This window comes from Streptomyces sp. R11 (assembly GCF_041051905.1).
GTDB lineage: Bacteria > Actinomycetota > Actinomycetes > Streptomycetales > Streptomycetaceae > Streptomyces.
Genome location: NZ_CP163432.1, coordinates 2071893 through 2089584, shown reverse-complemented (window position 1 = coordinate 2089584; position 17692 = coordinate 2071893). Strand labels below are relative to the sequence as shown.

Here is a 17692-nt window from a genome sequence, read left to right as displayed (position 1 = left end):
AGAGCACCGGCCGGCGCCTCCTGCACGGCGATGATCCGTCTCCGCCTGACGGGGGAGAGGACCTCAGCCCTCCAGGTGCAGCACGACCTCGTCGATCTCCTCGCCCCGCGCGTTCGCGAACCCCCGCGCGTACGCGGTCACCCGGAACCCGCACCTTTGCAGCACCCGCAGCGAGCCCTCGTTGTCCGCCGCCGCCCGCGCGTACAGCGGGCGTTCGGGGACCTCGGCGAGCAGCCCCCGCAGGGCGGCCGTGGCGATACCCCGGCCCCAGTACGCGCGGTCGACCCAGTAGGTGACCTCCCGCTCGCCCGGCTCCCCGTACACGGCCGCGCTGCCCACCACGTCACCGTCGGCCAGGATCGTGCGCAGCACGTCGTCCGAGGACCGGATCCGCCTCCAGCGGGCGTCGAAGGCGTCCCAGTCCTCCGGGTCCTTGGGGGTGAAGGCCGCCATCCGCAGGGCCTCCGGGTCGTTCAACTGCCGGTAGAAGACCGGCAGATCACTGTCGTGCACCTCGCGGAGTTCCACATCCATGGAGTCAGAGCCTACGAGTTGCCAGCGTCAGCCTGTCGCGCGCGTCGAACAACGCGTCCTTCACCATCTGCTCGTGCGCGGGCGTCAGCCGTGCCACCGGCACCGAGCAGCTGATCGCGTCACGCGCCGGCGTGCGGTACGGGATCGCCACGCCGAAGCAGCGCAGGCCGAGGGTGTTCTCCTCGCGGTCGACGGCGAAACCCTGCTCGCGGACCTGGTGCAGCTCCTCGATGAGCTTCTCGCGGTCGGTGATCGTGTTCTCGGTCAGCGCGGGGAGCGTCTCCGGGAGCAGCTTGCGGACCTGTTCGTCCGTGTAGGTGCTCAGCAGCGCCTTGCCGAGGGAGGTCGAGTGGGCCGGGAGCCGGCGGCCGACCCGGGTGAAGGGGCGCAGGTAGTGCTGGGACTGGCGGGTGGCCAGGTAGACCACGTTCGTGCCGTCCAGACGGGCCAGGTGGATCGTCTCCGTCGTGTCGTCCGAGAGGCGGTCCAGCGTCGGTCGCGCCGCCGCGACCACCTCGTCGCCGTCGATGTACGAGGTGCCGACCAGCAGCGCCCGTACGCCGATGCCGTACCGCGTGCCCGTCGCGTCCGTCTCCACCCAGCCGAGCTCCACGAGCGTGCGCAGCAGCATGTACAGACTGGACTTGGGGTAGCCGACGGCCTCCTGGACCGCGGCGAGGGAGTGCATACCGGGGCGTCCGGCGAAGTATTCGAGCAGTTCAACCGTCCGCACCGCGGACTTGACCTGCGCTCCGCCCCCCGTCTCGACAGCCGACATCGCCCTTGACCCCTTCGTTCGACGGGAAATAGTCTCCGAAGCATATTCATCATCAGAGACAACGTTCAGTATATCGAACGACCCTGGTGGATGACCCAGTACTGCGGCATTACATGTGGAGGGACCCGCGGTGGCAGCAGCACCAGTCTGGAGTGTCGACCCCCGAACCGGGAAGCAGCGTGAACAGGTTGCGGTGGAGGCCACAGCCCAGGAGGTGGACGCCGCCGTCCGCGACGCGCACGCCGCGCGCGGTTCCCTCGCCGACCGCACGGTCCGTGCGGCCTTCCTGCGCAGCGCCGCCGACCGGCTGCAGGGCGCCAAGGACCACCTCGTCGAGGCCGCCGACGCCGAGACCGCGCTCGGCCCGGTCCGCCTCACCGGTGAACTCGCCCGCACCTGCTACCAGCTGAGGGCCTTCGCGGACATCGTCGACGAGGGCGCCTTCCTCGACGTCGTCATCAACCACCCCGACGACACCGCGACCCCGCCGATCCCGGACCTGCGCCGCTACAAGGTGTCCCTCGGCGTCGTCGCCGTCTACTCGGCCTCCAACTTCCCCTTCGCCTTCTCCGTCGCGGGCGGCGACACCGCGAGCGCGCTGGCCGCGGGCTGCCCGGTCGTCGTCAAGGCCCACCCCGACCACCCGGCGCTGTCCGAGCTGGTCGCCAAGGTGCTGCGCACGGCTGCCGCCGAGCACGGCATCCCGGCGGGTGTCGTGGGTCTGGTGCACGGCTTCGAGGCCGGCATCGAGCTGATCAGGCACCCGCTGGTCGCCGCGGCCGGCTTCACCGGTTCGGTGCGGGGCGGGCGTGCCCTCTTCGACGCCGCAGCGGCCCGTCCGGTCCCGATCCCCTTCCACGGCGAGCTGGGCTCCCTGAACCCCGTCGTGATCACCGAGGCCGCCGCCGCCGAGCGGGCCGAGGCCATCGGCACGGGGCTGGCCGGCTCGATGACGCTGGGCGTCGGCCAGTTCTGTGTGAAGCCCGGGCTCGTGCTCGCGCCGAGCGGTGCGGCGGGCGACCGTCTGCTGAAGTCCCTCACGGACGCCGTCAGCGACACCGAGGCGGGCGTCCTGCTGGACCACCGCATGCGGGACAACTTCATCGCCGGGGTCGCCGAGCGCACCGGGCTGCCGGACGTCGAGTCGCCGGTGACTCCGGGGGCGGGCGGGGAGCACACGGTCAGCGCCGGGTTCCTGACGGTCGCGGCCGAGAAGCTGACCGCCGAGGGGGCGTACGACCTGCTCCTGGAGGAGTGCTTCGGCCCGGTGACGGTCATCGTCCGCTACGACGACGACGCCCAGGCCCAGGCCGTGCTGTCCCGGCTGCCCGGCAACCTCACGGCCACCGTTCATCTGTCGGCCGAGGAGGCGGCGGGCGAGGGACGCGGCGCGGAGATCCTCGCGGAGCTGACGCCGCTGGCCGGTCGCGTGCTGGTCAACGGGTGGCCCACGGGTGTCGCCGTGGCGCCGGCCCAGCATCACGGCGGTCCGTACCCGGCGACGACCTCGACGTCGACGTCGGTGGGCGGCACGGCGATCGAGCGGTGGCTGCGGCCGGTCGCCTATCAGGGGGCGCCCGAGGCGCTGCTTCCCGCGGAGCTGCGGGACGACAATCCGCTGGGGCTGCCCCGGCGGTTCAACGGCACGCTGGAGCGCTGAGGTTCGTCCGCGTCAGCCCCGGTCCGCCTCCAGGCCCGCGTCCCGGGCCAGGAGGGCCGCCTGCACCCTGTTCTCGCAGTCGAGCTTGGTCAGGATGCGGCTGACGTACGTCTTCACCGTGGCCTCGCTCATGTGCAGCCGGGCCCCCGCGTCCGCGTTGGACAGGCCCTCGCCCAGCAGGGCCAGGACCTCGCGTTCGCGGGCGGTCAGGTCGGCCAGACGGCGGCGGGCCTCCTCGCCGCGGGCGGTGGCGGCGGGGGAGGCCAGGGTGTCCACGACGTGGCGGGTGGCGGCCGGGGACAGATAGGCGTTGCCGGCCGCCGCCGCGCGCACCGCGTGGATCAGCTCCTGCGGCGCGGAGTCCTTCAGCAAGAAGCCCGCGCCGCCGTGGCCGAGGGCTCGCAGGACGTTGTCGCGCTCGCCGAACGTGGTCAGGATCAGCACACGCACCCCCGGTGCGGCCCGGCCGAGCTCGGCCAGCGCGGTCAGCCCGTCCATCACCGGCATCTGGATGTCCAGCAGGGCCACGTCGACCGCGGTGCTCCGGGCGGTCTCCACCGCCTCCCGGCCGTCGCCCGCCTCCGCGACGACGTCGATGTCGTCGGCAGAGGTGAGGATCATCCTGATGCCGGCCCGGATGAGCGGCTCGTCGTCGGCGACGAGGACCCGGATCACGCGGCCTCCTGCGCGGTGTCGGTGTGATGAGCGGATGGCAGAGCCCCGCCATCATGCCGGATCCGGTCACCCGTGCGACCTGGTTGCCGCCGTTCAGAGCTCGTCCTTGTAGGTCTCCTTCGCGACGAGCTTCCCGTCGCGGAAGCAGAACCGGTAGACGATGTCGTCGTCGATGTCCAGATAGTGACGGCACGTCGCGCCCTCGGGCAGCGGCGGGCCGTTCTGCTCCTGGCCCTCGGTGAGCAGGGAACTGCCCTCGGGCAGCTTGGCCTTCACGTCCTTCTCGGCGTCGCCGACCTTCGCGGACTTGTACACGCTCGGCGATATGGTGCCGCTCTCCACCTCGTCGAACAGCGCCATCAACCCCCAGGCCCCGAGGGCGAGAACGCCCACGACGAGGACGACGGAGGTGACGGCACAGCCGAGGGCGACCTTCTTCTTGCTGCTCATGATGGCGGCGAACTCCCCTTGCGGATCGGAACGGTCGATGACCGCTCCACCGTCGCCCGCCGCCGCCCCGCCGAGCTGCCCCCGAAAGTCGTCGTCCGACGAGACGGAGGTCGCGCCGTCCGGGCGGGGCAGGGTCTCGCCACCGCCGTAGGGCAGCACACCGGCGAGACGGAAGCCGCCATCGGGGCCGGGGCCGGTGTGCACCATGCCGCCGACCAGCCGGGCCCTCTCCCGCAGGCCCGCCAGGCCCTGACCGCCGCTCACCGCGGGCGGGGCCGCCGGTGCCCCGGCCGGCACGGGCCCGTTCGCCACCTCGACCACCAGGCTGTCGGGTTCATAGCGCAGCGCCACCGTGATCGGGGCACCCGGCGCATGCTTGTGCGCGTTGGTCAGGCCCTCCTGGGCGATGCGGTACGCGGCGTGGTCGGCGGCGGGCGCGAGGGGACGTACGGTGCCGGAGCGGTGCAGTTCGATCGCGGCGCCCGCGGCCCGCGACGCCTCGACGAGGCCGTCGACAGCGGCCGCCACACGGGCCGTCGGGGGCTCGGCGGCGGCCGGGTCCGGCCGCTGCCCGGCAGGCGCCTCGACGCCGTCCCGCAGGATGCCCACCGCCTCGCGCAGCTCCCGCATCGCCGCCCTGGAGGCCTCCCTGAGGATGCCGACCCCTTCCCGCTGCCGTTCGCCCAGCTCCGGGTCCACCTCCAGCGCCCCGGTGTGCACGGCGATCAGGGCGAGCTGGTGGCCCAGGCTGTCATGCATGTCCTGGGCGATGCGCTGCCGTTCGAGGAGGCGGGCCTGCCGCGCCACCATCGCCTGTTCGCGCACCAGCTGGGCGTTGTGCCGCTGCAGGGCGTCGAGCAGCGCGTGACGCTGGGCGCGATAGCGGGAGGCCAGACCCGGCACGATCACCATCGCCAGGAACGTGCCCGCTGCCAGCGCGGCCGTCATGAGCAACGACAGCCGGATCTCCTCGTCGGCGGCGCTGCGGGCGCCCAGGGCGCAGTAGAGGACGAATCCCGCAGCGTACGCGGCCAGCGCCCGCCCGGGACGCATGATGCGGCTGCCCGCCGACCAGCTCGCGTACGTCAGCAGCAGCGCCGCGCCGGTCACCGCCCCGGCCATGGCCGACGAGACGAGCAGCACCGTCGCCGGCAGCGACCGGCGGGCCAGTGTCAGTACGGCGACGACCAGGGCCACGGCGACGCCCCGCGCTCCGAACCCGGCATCGCCGTCGAAGAGGCCCGCCGTCCCGGAGAGCACGACGGTGAGCACGGCCTCCCCGACGATCCGCTTACGGGGCCACGGGGAGGCGGCGGCGAGCCGGGCGCGAAGCGGCCGGTCGGTACGGGATGTCAGTGCTGCGTCCACGCGCAGACGATAGACAGCCGCACCCCGGGGCCCGCATCCGCCCTTCGGCGCACCCGCGAACGACGAAAGTGAACACCCGCTCCCCACCGCAGCCGTCATCTTTGGTCGCTGCGGACGACGACTTACGGAGACTGCCCCGGGTCGGGGCGCGCGGCGAGGATGGAATCGCCGGACGACGGAGCCGGCGGCAGAGATCACCGGCTCGGGGAGCGGAACAGTGGACAGCGCGCGACAGCAGGCGAACGAGCGTTTCACCATCCGGCAGAAGACCACCTTCATGATCAACCGGTATGTCGTGGCCGAGACGCTGCCCGACGGCTCCGAAGGCCGGATCCTCGCCTTCGCCGAGCAGAAGCGGATGACGCTCAAGGAGCGGATGACCTTCTACACCGACGAGTCCAAGGACCGTGTCCTGTTCACCGCCCAGGCCCGTCAGGTCCTCGACGTCGGCGCCGTCTACGACGTGCGGGACGCGACGGGCAACCTCGTCGGCACGTTCCGCAAGAAGTTCGCCGCCTCGCTGCTGCGCTCGACGTGGGAGCTGGACCAGCCGGGCGCGGTCGCGGCCGTCGGGCAGGAGCGCAACCGGGTCGTGGCCGTGCTGCGCCGGGTCTGGGAGCTGCTGCCGCTCGACCTGGTGCCGTTCGTGTGGCCGTACCACTTCGACTTCACCTCGGGCGACAAGCCGGTGATGAGCGTCGACAAGAAGATTGGGCTGCGCGACCGCTATCTCGTCGACGTGGCCTCGCCCGATCTCGACCTGCGTCTCGCCATCGCCCAGGCCGTGGCCCTGGACGCACTCCAGTCGCGCTGACCTGGACCACCCCTGGGGCCCCCGCCGCCGGGGCCCGCCTGGAAGAATCCCGCCATGGACCTGAAACTCCCCGAACTGCCTTTCCTGCTGCGCACCTACGGCCCCGACGGCCACTGGTCCTACGAGGACGGCATGCTCTCCGGCTGGGCCGGCGCCCGGCAGGACCGTTTCGTGCCGCCCACCGGCGAGGCCCTGGACGCCGCCTCCGACGCGCCCCGGCTGCTCGGCGCGCCCGAGGGCGACTTCCAGCTGATCGCTCGCGTCACCGTCGGATTCGCGGGCGCCTTCGACGCCGGGGTCCTCTACGTCCACGTCGGCGAGCGCGCCTGGGCCAAGCTGTGCCTGGAGTACTCCCCGGACGTGCCCACCGTCTGCACCGTCGTCACCCGGGGCCACTCCGACGACGCCAACTCCTTCACGGTGGAGGGGAGTTCGGTGTGGCTGAGGGTGAGCCGGACCGGCCGCGCCTTCGCCTTCCACGCCTCCCGCGACGGCGAGCGGTGGACCTTCGTCCGCCTCTTCACCCTCGGCGACGAGGAGGGGACCGGCGCGGCCCTCGTCGGCTTCATGACGCAGTCGCCGATGGGGGAGGGGTGCGTGGTGACGTACGACCACATCGAGTTCAGGCCCGACTGGCCGAAGGACCTGCGAGACGGAAGCTGAGCAGACCCGTCACCGCGAGCAGGGCCGCGCTGATCCCCAGACTCAGCCGCATCCCCACCACGAAATCGCCGGAGATCAGCGCCCCGAAGGCGGCGATGCCCAGCGCCCCGGCCATCTGCCGCGCCGCGTTGAGCACGCCGGCCGCCAGGCCCGCCCGTTCGGCGGGTACGGCGTCCATCATGGCCGCGGTGAGCGGCGGCACCGTCAGCGCGCAGCCCAGCGCCATGGGGACGAGGAGCAGGGCCGCCAGCGTCGGAGGCGTGTCGGCGTCGACGTACAGCATCGCGAGCAGGCCCAGGACGGCCAGGCCCTGTCCCACCAGCATGGGCAGCCGGGCGCCGTGGCGTCCCGCGAGCTTGCCGGCCACCACGTTCGTCACCGCGATCAGACCCGTCATCGGCAGGAACATCAGCCCGGCCTGGAGCGCCGAACGGCCCTGTACCTGCTGGAAGAAGAGCGAGAAGACGAACACCATGCTGTAGAAGGCCACGCTGACCGCCGCTCCCGCGGCGACGGTCACCGCGACGGTCCGGTTGCGGAACAGGCTCAGCGGGACGACCGGGTGCGGGTGACGTGCCTCGATCCGGAGGAACGCCACCACCGCCACCACGGCCACCGCCAGCGCCGCCCAGCCCGCCGCCCCGCCCTCGATCACCGCGAACGTCAGCGCCGTGAGCGCCACCACCGCCGCCACCTGGCCGGGCAGGTCCAGCGGTGCCGGACGGCGTTGCGAGCGCGGGGCCCGCAGCAGCAGCGCGAGGATCAGCGCGCCGACGGGAAGGTTGACGAAGAAGATCCCGCGCCAGTCCCAGGCCGTGGTCAGCGCACCACCCGCCACCGGGCCCAGCGCCACCGCCGCCGAACCGCCCGCCGCCCACACGGCCACCGCACGCGCGCGCCGCGCCGGATCGGCGTACGCCTGCCGCACCAGCGCAAGCGAGGCCGGCAGGACCACGGCTGCCGCCACGCCCTGCACCACGCGCGCCCCGATCAGCGCCGGCAGGTTCGGCGCCAGACCGCAGGCCGCCGAGGCGAGCGTGAACACGGCGGCTCCGATCGCGTACGCCCGGCTCGCCCCCACCCGGTCCGAGAACGCGCCGGTGGACAGCATCAGCGCGGCGAACGCCAGCGTGTAGGCGTCCACAACCCACTGGAGGCCGGACATTCCGCCCCCGAGGGAGGAACCGATCGCGGGCAGGGCCACGTTCACGATGGACGCGTCGAGGCAGACCAGCGCGAAGCCGAGGAGGCCGGCGGTGAGGGTGAGGGCGGAGGACGGCTTCTTGGGCCCCAACCCGCCGGGGGAAAAGGCGAGTTCATCGCTCTTGAGGGTCTGGTTCGTGGACATGCCCTCCATGCTGCGGATCCGCGCCGTCGTACAGTAGTGGCCGGAATGCCATGCACCCGGAGGTTCTGGCCATGCCCCAGCTGCGCGCCCCGCACCGCATCGCCGTCGTCGCACCGTCGCCGGTCTCGATGTTCAACCTCGCCATCCCGGAGATGCTGTTCGGCAAGGTCGAGGTGGCCGGGCGGCCGGGCTATGAGGTGGTCATCTGCGCGGCCGAGCCGGGACCGGTGCCCACCAGCGGCGGGCTGGACCTGTACGTACGGCACGGACTCGACGCCGTACGGGAGGCCGACACCGTGCTCGTCGCCGGGACCGGGGAACCCTTCGAGCCGGACTCGCGGATCGTCACCGCCGTCCGCGAGGCGGCCGACGCGGGCAAGCGGATCGCGTCCCTGTGCACCGGCGCCTTCCAACTCGCCGAGGCGGGCCTGCTGCACGGGCGCCGGGCCACGACGTACTGGGCGCACGCCGAGGAGCTGCGCCGCCGGTACCCGCACGTCGACCTGCGGGGCGATGTGCTCTACGTGCAGGACGGGCCGTACGTCACCTCCTCCGGCTACGCCGCCGGCATCGACCTGTGCCTGCACGTCATCCGCACCGACTACGGCGCCGCCGTCGCCAACGAGGTCGCCCGCCGAGCCCTAGTCGCGCCCGTACGGCCGGGCGGCCAGACCCAGTTCACCCAGACCCCGCTGCCGCCCGAGCGGGGCAACGCGTGCGCCGACACCCGCGGCTGGGCCATGCGCAACCTCGACAAGCCGCTCACCCTCACCGACCTGGCCCGCCACGCCGGCGTCAGCGTGCGCACCCTCACCCGCCGGTTCCACGCCGAGAGCGGGGTGAGCCCGCTGCAGTGGCTGCTCCACCAGCGCATCGAGCGCGCCAAGGAGCTGCTGGAGACCACCGCCCTGCCCATGGACCAGGTGGCCCGCGCCTGCGGCCTGGGCACGGCCGACTCGCTGCGGGGGCATCTGATCCGCCGTACCGGATTGACGCCGAGCGGCTACCGGGCGCAGTTCAGCCGGCTCGGAACCGGGGCGGCCGAAGCCACGTCCTCCGTTGCATGATCAGCCACAGAGCGACCGGAACCCGGGTGATCCGTACCGTCCTGCCCGCCGAGGCGGAGACGGTCGCCGCCCTGCACGCGCGTGCCCGGGCGACCTACTACCCCGCTGGGTTGCCGCAGGACGGCACCGACTGGCTCGCCGCCTGGCAGAGCGCCATCGCGCGGCCGGAGGGGCATGTGCTGTGCGTCGTGGAGGACGGCCGCCTCATCGGGCTCGCCTCCTTCCGCACCCCGGAGGGCGCCCCCGCCGACACGGTCAAGCTGTTCCAGTTCCATGTCGATCCCGAGCACTGGGGCCGCGGTGTCGGTGCGGCCCTGCACACGGCCTGTGCGGAGGAGTGGCGGGCCGACGGCAAGCTCACGGCGGTGCTCGACGTGCATGCCGACAACCGGCGCGCCCAGGCCTTCTACGCCCGTCAGGGCTGGATCCCGGACCCGGACAGCCCGCCCGCCGAAGGGGACCACCACCTGAATCTGCGCTACTCCGTGCCCGGGGAATGAACGCTGCTGTTTGAACGTTCATGCATTAGGCGGAGGGGGTCTCCGCATCCCGTACGACCTGGAGAGCCGAAGACATGCGCGTCGAGATCTGGAGCGACATCGCCTGCCCCTGGTGCTATGTGGGCAAGGCCCGCTTCGAGAAGGCGCTCGAGGCCTTCCCGCACCGCGAGCAGGTCGAGGTGGTGCACCGCTCGTTCGAACTGGATCCGGGGCGCGCCAAGGGCGACATCCAGCCCGTGATCACCATGCTGACGAAGAAGTACGGCATGAGCGCGGCGCAGGCGCAGGCCGGCGAGGAGAACCTCGGCGCGCAGGCCGCCGCGGAGGGACTCGACTACCGCACCGAGGGCCGCGACCACGGCAACACCTTCGACATGCACCGGCTCCTGCACCTCGCCAAGGAGCAGGGCAAGCAGGACGCGCTGATCCAGAACTTCTACCGGGCGAACTTCGCCGAGGAGCGGTCCGTGTTCGCCGAGGGCGAGGAGCGGCTCGTGGAGCTCGCCGTCGCCGCCGGGCTCGACGCCGACGACGCCCGCAAGGTCCTCGCCGACCCGGACGCCTACGCCGACGAGGTGCGCGCCGACGAGCGCGAGGCCGCCCAGCTCGGGGCCACCGGAGTGCCGTTCTTCGTCCTCGACCGCAAGTTCGGCGTCTCCGGCGCCCAGCCCGCCGAGGTCTTCGAGCAGGCGCTCACGCAGGCGTGGGGCGAGCGGTCGCCGCTGACGCTCATCGACCAGGGTGACGCGGATGCGTGCGGTCCGGACGGCTGCGCGGTGCCGCAGCACTGACCGAACGCGCAGGTCGGGGCGGATCCATAAGCGTCGCTTGGTGAAACCACGCAGGGAATCGCAATGGACCGAGAGGTGCCGAGGGCTCAGAGTGGAGCCATGGAGACCTTCGAGACCCTCGTCCGTGCCGAGTTCGCCCCGAAGAACGTCTATCTCAACACCGCGAGCAACGGCCTGCTGCCGGCCCGCACCGTCAGCGCCGTGCAGCAGGCCGTGCGGATGCGGGCCGAGGGCACGCCGCTCGGCCCGCTGTACGAGGACGTGGAGGCCGTCCGCGCCTCCTTCGCCCGGCTGGCCGGCGTCCCCGTCGAGCGGGTCGCGACCGGGGCCTCGGTCGCCGAGTACGGCGGGCTGATCGCCGCCTCGCTGCCCGCCGGAGCCGAAGTCCTCACCGCGGAGGCCGACTTCGCCTCCCTCGTGAACCCCTTCCACATGCGCGGCGACCTCAAGGTGCGCGCCGTCCCGCTGGACCGTCTCGCCGAGTCCGTCCGCCCGGACACCGCACTCGTCGCCGTCAGCTCGGCGCAGTCCGCCGACGGCCGCCTCGCCGACCTGCCCGCGGTGCGCGCGGCGGCCCGGGCGCACGGGGCGCGCACCTACGTCGACGCCTCCCAGTCGGCCGGATGGCTGCCGATGGAGGCCGGCGAACACGACTTCCTCGCCGCCGTCGGCTTCAAATGGCTCATGGGCCCGCACGGAGCCGCCTTCTGCGTCGTCCCCGAGGACTTCGGCGGGCTCACCCCGCTGCTCGCCGGCTGGGTCGCCGGGGAGGTCCCGTGGGACAGCTGCTACGGGCCCGTCGAGAACCTCGCCCGCTCCGCCCGGCGCTTCGACATCAGCCCCGGCCTCTTCACCTTCGCCGGGCTGCGCACCTCCCTGGAGCTGATCGAGGAACTCGGCGTGAGCGCCATCCAGGCCCACGACCTGGCCCTCGCCGACCGTTTCCGCGCCGGACTCGCCACGCTCGGCCACGAACCCGTGCCGGCCCCCGGCTCGGCGATCGTGTCCGTGCCCGGACTCGGCCACCGCCAGCCCGAGTTGGGCGAGGCCGGAATCCAGGTCTCCGACCGCGCGGGCAACCTGCGCGCGGCCTTCCACCTCTACAACGCCCCTGAGGATGTCGACCGGTTGCTGGACGTCCTGTCTTCCTGAACCACTGGCGCGGGCTCGGCCGGGACGCTAGGAAGGGCACCAGGGGTGGTGGTGCCGGTGGAGTACCCGGGCGACACGTCCGTACAGCCGCCTGCCGACGCGGAGGTGCACCGGCGGTTGGTGTACGGCGACGAGTCCGCGCTGGCCGAGGTGTACGCGACGTACGGCGGGCTGGTGCGGCGGGTCGCCGTGCGCGTCACCCGCTCCGCGGCCGCCGCCGAGGACGTGGCGCAGGAGGTCTTCGCCCAGCTGTGGAGCAGGCCGTACACCTTCGACGCGCGCCGTGGCTCGCTGCGCACCTGGCTGTCCGTGGTCGCCCACCGGCGGGCCGTGGACTGGGTCCGCAGCGAGGCCCGGCACCGCAAGAACGCCGGGGCCGACGACTCGGTGCTCCAGGCCATCCCCGACACCGGTCCCGGCCCGGACGAGACGGTCGTCGACCGGGAACGCTCCCTCCTGCTGCACACCGCGCTCGCCGAACTCCCTCAGCCCCAACGGGAGGTCGTGCACCTCGCCTATTTCGCCGGGCGCACCTACCGACAGGCCGCCGCCGAGCTGGGCATCCCCGAGGGCACGGCCAAGACCCGGCTGCGCACCGCCCTGCGCACCCTGGCGGAGACTTTGGCCGACCCACCGGACCCGGCGCTCGAAAGAGGCGCATGATGGCGAGAGGGGCACGTACCGGGAACGGGCACGCAGAGGAGGCGCGCGGTGACCGACGATCACGAGGCGGTACGTGACCTGCTGGCCGCGTGGGCCTTCGGCGCCCTCGATCCGGCCGAGGAGAAGGCGGTCCCGGCGCACCTCGCCGAGTGCGAGAGCTGCGCGGCGGAGGCGGAGCGGCTGCGGGAGACGGTACGACTGCTGGAGGGGCCGCCGCTCGGTGCTCCCGCGGGGTGGCCGGCCGACGGTACGCCGCCCGCGCTGTCCCTGGCCCTGCGCACGCGCCCGGCCGCCGGCCCTGCCGTGCCCGCGCACGCCGCGCCCTACGCCGCCGCGGTTGCCGGGCTGAAGGCGCTGCTGCCCGAGCTCGCGGGCCGCTGGGCCACGCCGGTCGTGCACGACTGGGACGCGCACGCCACCGTCGCCCACCTCCTCGCCGCCGACGAGCACCTGGCCGCCCGGCTCGGCGCCGGATCCCGCGTGCGGCCCTCGCCGGTCGAGGAGGGACCGCAGTGGGAGGACGCCTGGAACCGCCGTACCGCGGAGGTCATCGCCCATGAGCACGGCCGTACGCCGGACGAGACCGTGGCCGACTGGGCCGCGCAGGCGGACGAACTGCTCGGCGCGCCCGAGGCCCACGACGCCGAACTCGCCGCCCGGGCCGTGACGTTGATGGGGCTGCGGCTGCCCGTGGCCGAGCACTTCCTGGTGCGCGCCTTCGAGACCTGGATCCACACCGACGACATCGGCCGCGCGCTCGGCCTCACCGTCCCGCCGCCGCCCGAGCAGCATCTGAGGCAGCTGATCCGCCTCGCCGTCCGCATCCTCGGCCTCTCCCTGGGACCCACCGCGCCCCCGGTGCTCTTCTCGGTCACCGGGGGCGAGGAATGGGTACTGGGTTCCGAGGACGAGCCCGTACAGGCCGAACTCACCCTCGACCCCCTCGACTTCTGCCTCCTGGTCGGCGGTCGCCGATCCCCGAAGACGGTCCCGAGGGGCACCACGGGCGACGCGGCCGCCGCCCGGAACGTACTGGAGCGGGCCGCGTCGCTGGCGTGGCTTTGAGGGGTTACTTCACCGGGGTGAAGTCCCGTGCGCCGATGAACTCCGGACGGCGGATCGGGGCCGCGAAGGGCTCGACGGCCGTGTTCTCGACGCTGTTGAAGACGATGAACACGTTGCTGCGCGGGAACGGCGTGATGTTGTCGCCGGAGCCGTGCATGCAGTTGCAGTCGAACCAGGTCGCCGAACCGGCCTTGCCCGTGAAGAGCTTGATGCCGTACTCGGAGGCCATCTTCGTCAGCGCCTCGTCGGACGGCGTGCCCGCGTCCTGCATCTGGAGGGACTTCTTGTAGTTGTCCTTCGGCGTGGCCCCCGCGCACCCGAGGTAGGTCCGGTGCGAGCCGGGCATGATCATGAGCCCGCCGTTGGTGTCGTAGTTCTCGGTCAGCGCGATCGAGACGGACACCGTCCGCATGTTCGGCAGACCGTCCTCGGCGTGCCAGGTCTCGAAGTCGGAGTGCCAGTAGAACCCACTGGCCCCGAAACCCGGCTTGACGTTGATCCGCGACTGGTGGACGTACACGTCCGAGCCGAGGATCTGCCGCGCCCGGCCGACGACCCGCTCGTCGCGCACCAGGGAGGCGAACACCTCACTGATCTTGTGCACTTCGAAGACGGACCGGATCTCCTTGGACTGCGGCTCGATGATCGACCGCTCGTCGGCACGGATCGCCGGGTCGGTGACCAGCCGTTCCAACTCCTGTGCGTAGACGGCCACCTCGTCGTCCGTGATGAGCTGGTCGACGGCCAGGAAGCCGTCGCGCTCGAACGACTGGAGTTCGGTGGCCCCCATCGGCCCCGGCGTGTCGGGGGAGCCCCACACAACGGGGTCCTGGCGCGGGATCGACACCTCGGTGGCGCCGCGGCTGGGGTAGAGATCGGTGACGGTGGTCATGGGTTCTCACACCTCCTCGGGCTCGGTGAGCAACGGGTATACGCCGTTCTCGTCGTGGTCCTCCCGGCCGGTCACGGGCGGGTTGAAGACACAGATGCAGCGGAAGTCCTTCTTGACCCGCAGCGTGTGCCTCTCGTGCCCGTCCAGGAGGTACATGGTCCCGGGCGTGATCAGGTGCGTCCGCCCGGTCTCGTGGTCGGTCAGCTCGGCCTCGCCCTCGACGCAGACGACGGCCTCGATGTGGTTCGCGTACCACATCGACGTCTCCGTACCCGCGTACAGGATCGTCTCGTGCAGCGAGAAGCCGACCCTCTCCTTGGCGAGGACGATGCGCTTGCTCTCCCAGGTACCGGACGCCGATTTCACGTGGCGGTCGGTGCCTTCGATGTCCTTGAACGAACGGACGATCACGGTGCTGCGATGCCTCCTAGGTGGTGTTTCAGATGGTTTCCCGCACGGCGCGGGCGAGGATGCTGAGCCCCTCGTCCAGCTCGTCCGGGGTGATCGTGAGCGCCGGAAGCAGCTTCACGACCTCGCTCTCGGGGCCCGACGTCTCGATGAGCAGCCCCAGCTCGAAGGCGCGCTTCGCCACTCGTCCGGCGCGCTCCTTGTCGTGGAACTCCAGGCCCCACACGAGCCCGCGCCCGCGGTACTCCCGCACGTCGGCGAGGTTCTCCTCGGTGATGGAGATGAACGCCTGCTCGATCTGCTCACCGCGCTTGCGGGTCTGCTTCTCCATCGCGGACCCGTCCGTCCAGTACGTCTCCAGCGCGGCGGTGGCGGTGACGAAGGCGGGGTTGTTGCCGCGGAAGGTGCCGTTGTGCTCGCCCGGCTCCCAGATGTCCAGCTCGGGCTTGAACAGGCACAGCGACATGGGCAGTCCGTAGCCGCTGATGGACTTGGACACGGTGACGATGTCCGGGGTGATGCCCGCCTCCTCGAAGGAGAAGAAGGCACCGGTACGGCCGCAGCCCATCTGGATGTCGTCGACGATGAGCAGCATGTCCTGCCGCTCGCACAGCTCCGACAGGGCGCGCAGCCACTCCACGCGGGCGACGTTGATGCCGCCCTCGCCCTGCACGGTCTCCACGATCACGGCGGCGGGCTTGTTGAGTCCGGAGCCCTGGTCCTCCAGGAGCCGCTCGAACCACAGGAAGTCCTCGACCGTGCCGTCGAAGTAGTTGTCGAACGGCATCGGCGTGCCGTGCACGAGCGGGATGCCCGCCCCGGCCCGCTTGAAGGCGTTGCCGGTCACGGCGAGCGAGCCCAGGGACATCCCGTGGAAGGCGTTGGTGAAGGACACGATGGACTCGCGGCCCTTCACCTTCCGCGCCAGCTTGAGCGCGGACTCCACGGCGTTGGTACCCGTGGGGCCCGGGAACATGACCTTGTAAGGCAGGTCACGCGGCCGCAGCACGATGTTCTGGAAGGACTCCAGGAAGGCACGCTTGGCGCTCGTGGACATGTCGAGCCCGTGCGTGACGCCGTCGCGTTCCAGGTAGTCGATCAGGGCCCGTTTCAGGACCGGGTTGTTGTGCCCGTAGTTCAGCGAGCCCGCGCCGGCGAAGAAGTCCAGGTACTCGTGGCCGTCCTCGTCGTACATACGGCTGCCGCGCGCGCGGTCGAAGACGGTGGGCCAGCCGCGGCAGTAGCTGCGCACCTCGGACTCGAGGGTCTCGAAGACGCTGAGGTCGGGCTGGGTGATGGTCACGACGAATCGCTCCTCGTTGCGTGGGGGGAAGTCAGAGGGAGAGGGGACCGATGCGGTAAAGCACTTCCGGGTCGTGCGGTCCGTCCGGAAAAAGGCTTGTGGGGAACAGCACCTCACGCTCCAGAGCAACGTTGTGCCGCTCGGCGAAGGCGCCGAACAGGCGTTCGGAGGCGGTGTTGCCGGGTGTGATGGTGGTCTCGACGCTCGTGACGCCGTACTCGCCACCGACCCGTGCGACGAGCCCGTCGAGCAGCGCGGCGGCGATGCCGCGTCCGCGATAGGCGTCGTCCACGGCCACCTGCCAGACGAGCAGGGTGTGCGGACGCTCCGGCCGTACGTATCCGGTGACGAAGCCGACCGGCTCCCCGTGCTCGTCGCGGGCGACGGCCGACGTGCCGGCGAAGTCGCGGCACCACAGCAGATAGCTGTACGACGAGTTGAGGTCGAGGGCCTTGGAGTCACGGGCAATCCGCCACAGCGCGGCCCCGTCGGCCACCGCCGGTCGGTCGATTTGCAGGTCTGCTTGTGCGGCAGTCATGCGAATTGAATTTACCGAGGGAAATTCAAAATTGCATTGCCCTCAGGGGTTACGTATGAGCGTCGGGTGTGTTATCACGCGGGCGTGAGTGATACGGCCGAGGAGGTGCGAAACGCCCGAATTTGACCGGCTAATCCATCCCAAAACGGTCACGATGTGGAACGCGTCACAGCCGTGTAACTCCCACGAGACCTGCCCGAATTACGTCGGTTGGTGTTCGCGAAATCTTTGCGTTTAGGTCCGGGGAAAGCGGGCAGAAGAAGATGGGAAGCTACCCCTTAAGGAATTCCTGGAATTACGTTGAATTCAGGCTCCGGTAACACCGTCGATGCACTCTCGCAGAATGTCGGCGTGACCGTTGTGCCGCGCGTATTCCTCGATCATGTGAATCAACACCCACCGCAGAGTGACCTCCACCCCGGCCATCGCCCCGCCCTGGATCCGCCCGACACTCTCCAGCCCCCGCCCGGCACACACCTCCCGCCCCCGAGCGATCTCCCGCCGCCAGGCCACGAGCGCCTCGCCGACCCCACGCCCGGGCTCGAGGCCGTACCCGGTCTCGTTCCCCTCCCCGAACACGGGCGGCACGTCCAGCCCTCCGACCACCCGCTGGAACCAGTTGCGCTCACACTCCGCGAGATGCTGCACCAGCCCGAGCAACGTCAGCCCCGACGGCTCGGCGGAAGCAAGCCGCAGCTGCGCGTCCTCCAGCCCCGCACACTTGAGCTCCAGCGTGGCCCGATGAAAGTCGAGCCAGCTCTCGAGCATGGGCCGCTCGCCGCCGGTCATGAGGGGGATGGGACGGCCGTCGGGGAGGTGGGTGGGCGCTTCGGTGGTCATGGGGCGAGCATGGCGCCACTTCGCAGGTGGCGTTCAGCCGGCCGCTGCGGTCCAGCCACTCCAGCCCGTCCGGCGATTGAGGACGAGGCCGTTCAGGCCGATACGGGCGGCTGGGGGCGGAGCCCCCAGGTTCGGGACGGGAAGGGGCGGCGGGGGCGAGGGGATACGGGCCCCGGCCGACCA

General features: G+C 71.5%; 19 protein-coding genes. 9 read left to right on the top strand and 10 right to left on the bottom strand.

What is annotated here, in order from left to right; genetic code table 11:
• Positions 1 to 63 precede the first annotated feature (63 nt).
• Positions 64 to 534, bottom strand: a complete 471-nt coding sequence (locus tag AB5J55_RS09535; RefSeq protein WP_369270227.1) for a GNAT family N-acetyltransferase — start codon at positions 532 to 534, stop codon at positions 64 to 66.
• A gap of 4 nt (positions 535 to 538) precedes the next feature.
• Positions 539 to 1312 (bottom strand): IclR family transcriptional regulator, encoded by a 774-nt coding sequence (locus AB5J55_RS09530; protein ID WP_369270226.1) that lies wholly within the window; start codon positions 1310 to 1312, stop codon positions 539 to 541.
• A 193-nt stretch (positions 1313 to 1505) separates the two neighbouring features.
• On the opposite strand from AB5J55_RS09530, the gene AB5J55_RS09525 reads away from it, so the two are divergent.
• The gene (locus tag AB5J55_RS09525) at positions 1506 to 2972 is read left to right on the top strand and encodes an aldehyde dehydrogenase (NADP(+)) (RefSeq protein WP_369276139.1); all 1467 of its coding nucleotides are present in this window, start codon (positions 1506 to 1508) and stop codon (positions 2970 to 2972) included.
• A 12-nt stretch (positions 2973 to 2984) separates the two neighbouring features.
• On the opposite strand, the gene AB5J55_RS09520 is transcribed toward AB5J55_RS09525, so the two are convergent.
• Both AB5J55_RS09520 and AB5J55_RS09515 read right to left on the bottom strand, forming a co-directional pair.
• Positions 2985 to 3647: a response regulator gene (locus tag AB5J55_RS09520; protein WP_369270225.1), complete on the bottom strand. Its 663-nt coding sequence runs from the start codon at positions 3645 to 3647 to the stop codon at positions 2985 to 2987.
• A gap of 93 nt (positions 3648 to 3740) precedes the next feature.
• Positions 3741 to 5465 (bottom strand): sensor histidine kinase, encoded by a 1725-nt coding sequence (locus AB5J55_RS09515; RefSeq protein ID WP_369270224.1) that lies wholly within the window; start codon positions 5463 to 5465, stop codon positions 3741 to 3743.
• Between the two features lie 217 nt (positions 5466 to 5682).
• Between AB5J55_RS09515 and AB5J55_RS09510 the strand changes: the two genes are divergently transcribed.
• Together AB5J55_RS09510 and AB5J55_RS09505 are read left to right on the top strand one after the other, a co-directional pair.
• Positions 5683 to 6279 carry a hypothetical protein gene (locus AB5J55_RS09510; RefSeq protein ID WP_369270223.1) on the top strand — a complete coding sequence of 199 codons (597 nt, stop codon included), beginning with the start codon at positions 5683 to 5685 and terminating at the stop codon, positions 6277 to 6279.
• 54 nt (positions 6280 to 6333) lie between these two features.
• A complete protein-coding gene (locus AB5J55_RS09505; protein WP_369270222.1) occupies positions 6334 to 6942 on the top strand; it encodes a DUF1349 domain-containing protein in 609 nt (202 codons plus the stop codon).
• Here the strand turns inward: AB5J55_RS09505 and AB5J55_RS09500 are convergent.
• Entirely contained in the window at positions 6902 to 8290 is a 1389-nt protein-coding gene (locus AB5J55_RS09500; protein ID WP_369270221.1) for an MFS transporter, read from the bottom strand. The genes AB5J55_RS09505 and AB5J55_RS09500 overlap by 41 nt on opposite strands.
• 71 nt (positions 8291 to 8361) lie before the next feature.
• Here AB5J55_RS09500 and AB5J55_RS09495 point away from each other — a divergent pair, with 71 nt between their 5' ends.
• The 6 genes from AB5J55_RS09495 to AB5J55_RS09470 all read left to right on the top strand — a co-directional run bounded on the left by AB5J55_RS09495 (position 8362) and on the right by AB5J55_RS09470 (position 13528).
• Positions 8362 to 9357, top strand: coding sequence for a GlxA family transcriptional regulator (locus AB5J55_RS09495; RefSeq protein ID WP_369270220.1), 996 nt, complete (start codon positions 8362 to 8364; stop codon positions 9355 to 9357).
• Positions 9354 to 9857, top strand: a complete 504-nt coding sequence (locus AB5J55_RS09490) for an N-acetyltransferase family protein (protein ID WP_369270219.1) — start codon at positions 9354 to 9356, stop codon at positions 9855 to 9857. The genes AB5J55_RS09495 and AB5J55_RS09490 overlap by 4 nt, the downstream gene beginning before the upstream one ends.
• Before the next feature lie 74 nt (positions 9858 to 9931).
• Positions 9932 to 10648 (top strand): DsbA family oxidoreductase, encoded by a 717-nt coding sequence (locus AB5J55_RS09485; protein WP_369270218.1) that lies wholly within the window; start codon positions 9932 to 9934, stop codon positions 10646 to 10648.
• A gap of 99 nt (positions 10649 to 10747) precedes the next feature.
• Positions 10748 to 11800 carry an aminotransferase class V-fold PLP-dependent enzyme gene (locus tag AB5J55_RS09480; RefSeq protein WP_369270217.1) on the top strand — a complete coding sequence of 351 codons (1053 nt, stop codon included), beginning with the start codon at positions 10748 to 10750 and terminating at the stop codon, positions 11798 to 11800.
• Positions 11801 to 11845: 45 nt separating this feature from the next.
• Positions 11846 to 12463, top strand: a complete 618-nt coding sequence (locus tag AB5J55_RS09475) for an RNA polymerase sigma factor (RefSeq protein ID WP_369270216.1) — start codon at positions 11846 to 11848, stop codon at positions 12461 to 12463.
• Positions 12464 to 12511: 48 nt separating this feature from the next.
• Positions 12512 to 13528 (top strand): maleylpyruvate isomerase family mycothiol-dependent enzyme, encoded by a 1017-nt coding sequence (locus AB5J55_RS09470; RefSeq protein WP_369270215.1) that lies wholly within the window; start codon positions 12512 to 12514, stop codon positions 13526 to 13528.
• A 4-nt stretch (positions 13529 to 13532) separates the two neighbouring features.
• Here the strand turns inward: AB5J55_RS09470 and thpD are convergent, their stop codons facing one another.
• The 5 genes from thpD to AB5J55_RS09445 all read right to left on the bottom strand — a co-directional run bounded on the left by thpD (position 13533) and on the right by AB5J55_RS09445 (position 17509).
• A complete protein-coding gene (gene thpD, locus AB5J55_RS09465; RefSeq protein ID WP_369270214.1) occupies positions 13533 to 14420 on the bottom strand; it encodes an ectoine hydroxylase in 888 nt (295 codons plus the stop codon).
• Positions 14421 to 14426: 6 nt separating this feature from the next.
• Positions 14427 to 14831 (bottom strand): ectoine synthase, encoded by a 405-nt coding sequence (locus tag AB5J55_RS09460; RefSeq protein ID WP_369270213.1) that lies wholly within the window; start codon positions 14829 to 14831, stop codon positions 14427 to 14429.
• A gap of 28 nt (positions 14832 to 14859) precedes the next feature.
• Positions 14860 to 16131, bottom strand: a complete 1272-nt coding sequence (gene ectB, locus AB5J55_RS09455) for a diaminobutyrate--2-oxoglutarate transaminase (protein ID WP_369270212.1) — start codon at positions 16129 to 16131, stop codon at positions 14860 to 14862.
• Positions 16132 to 16162: 31 nt separating this feature from the next.
• Positions 16163 to 16669, bottom strand: coding sequence for a diaminobutyrate acetyltransferase (ectA, locus tag AB5J55_RS09450; RefSeq protein ID WP_369270211.1), 507 nt, complete (start codon positions 16667 to 16669; stop codon positions 16163 to 16165).
• A 306-nt stretch (positions 16670 to 16975) separates the two neighbouring features.
• Complete coding sequence (locus tag AB5J55_RS09445) at positions 16976 to 17509, bottom strand: DinB family protein (protein ID WP_369270210.1); 534 nt, start codon at positions 17507 to 17509, stop codon at positions 16976 to 16978.
• Positions 17510 to 17692: the final 183 nt, after the last annotated feature.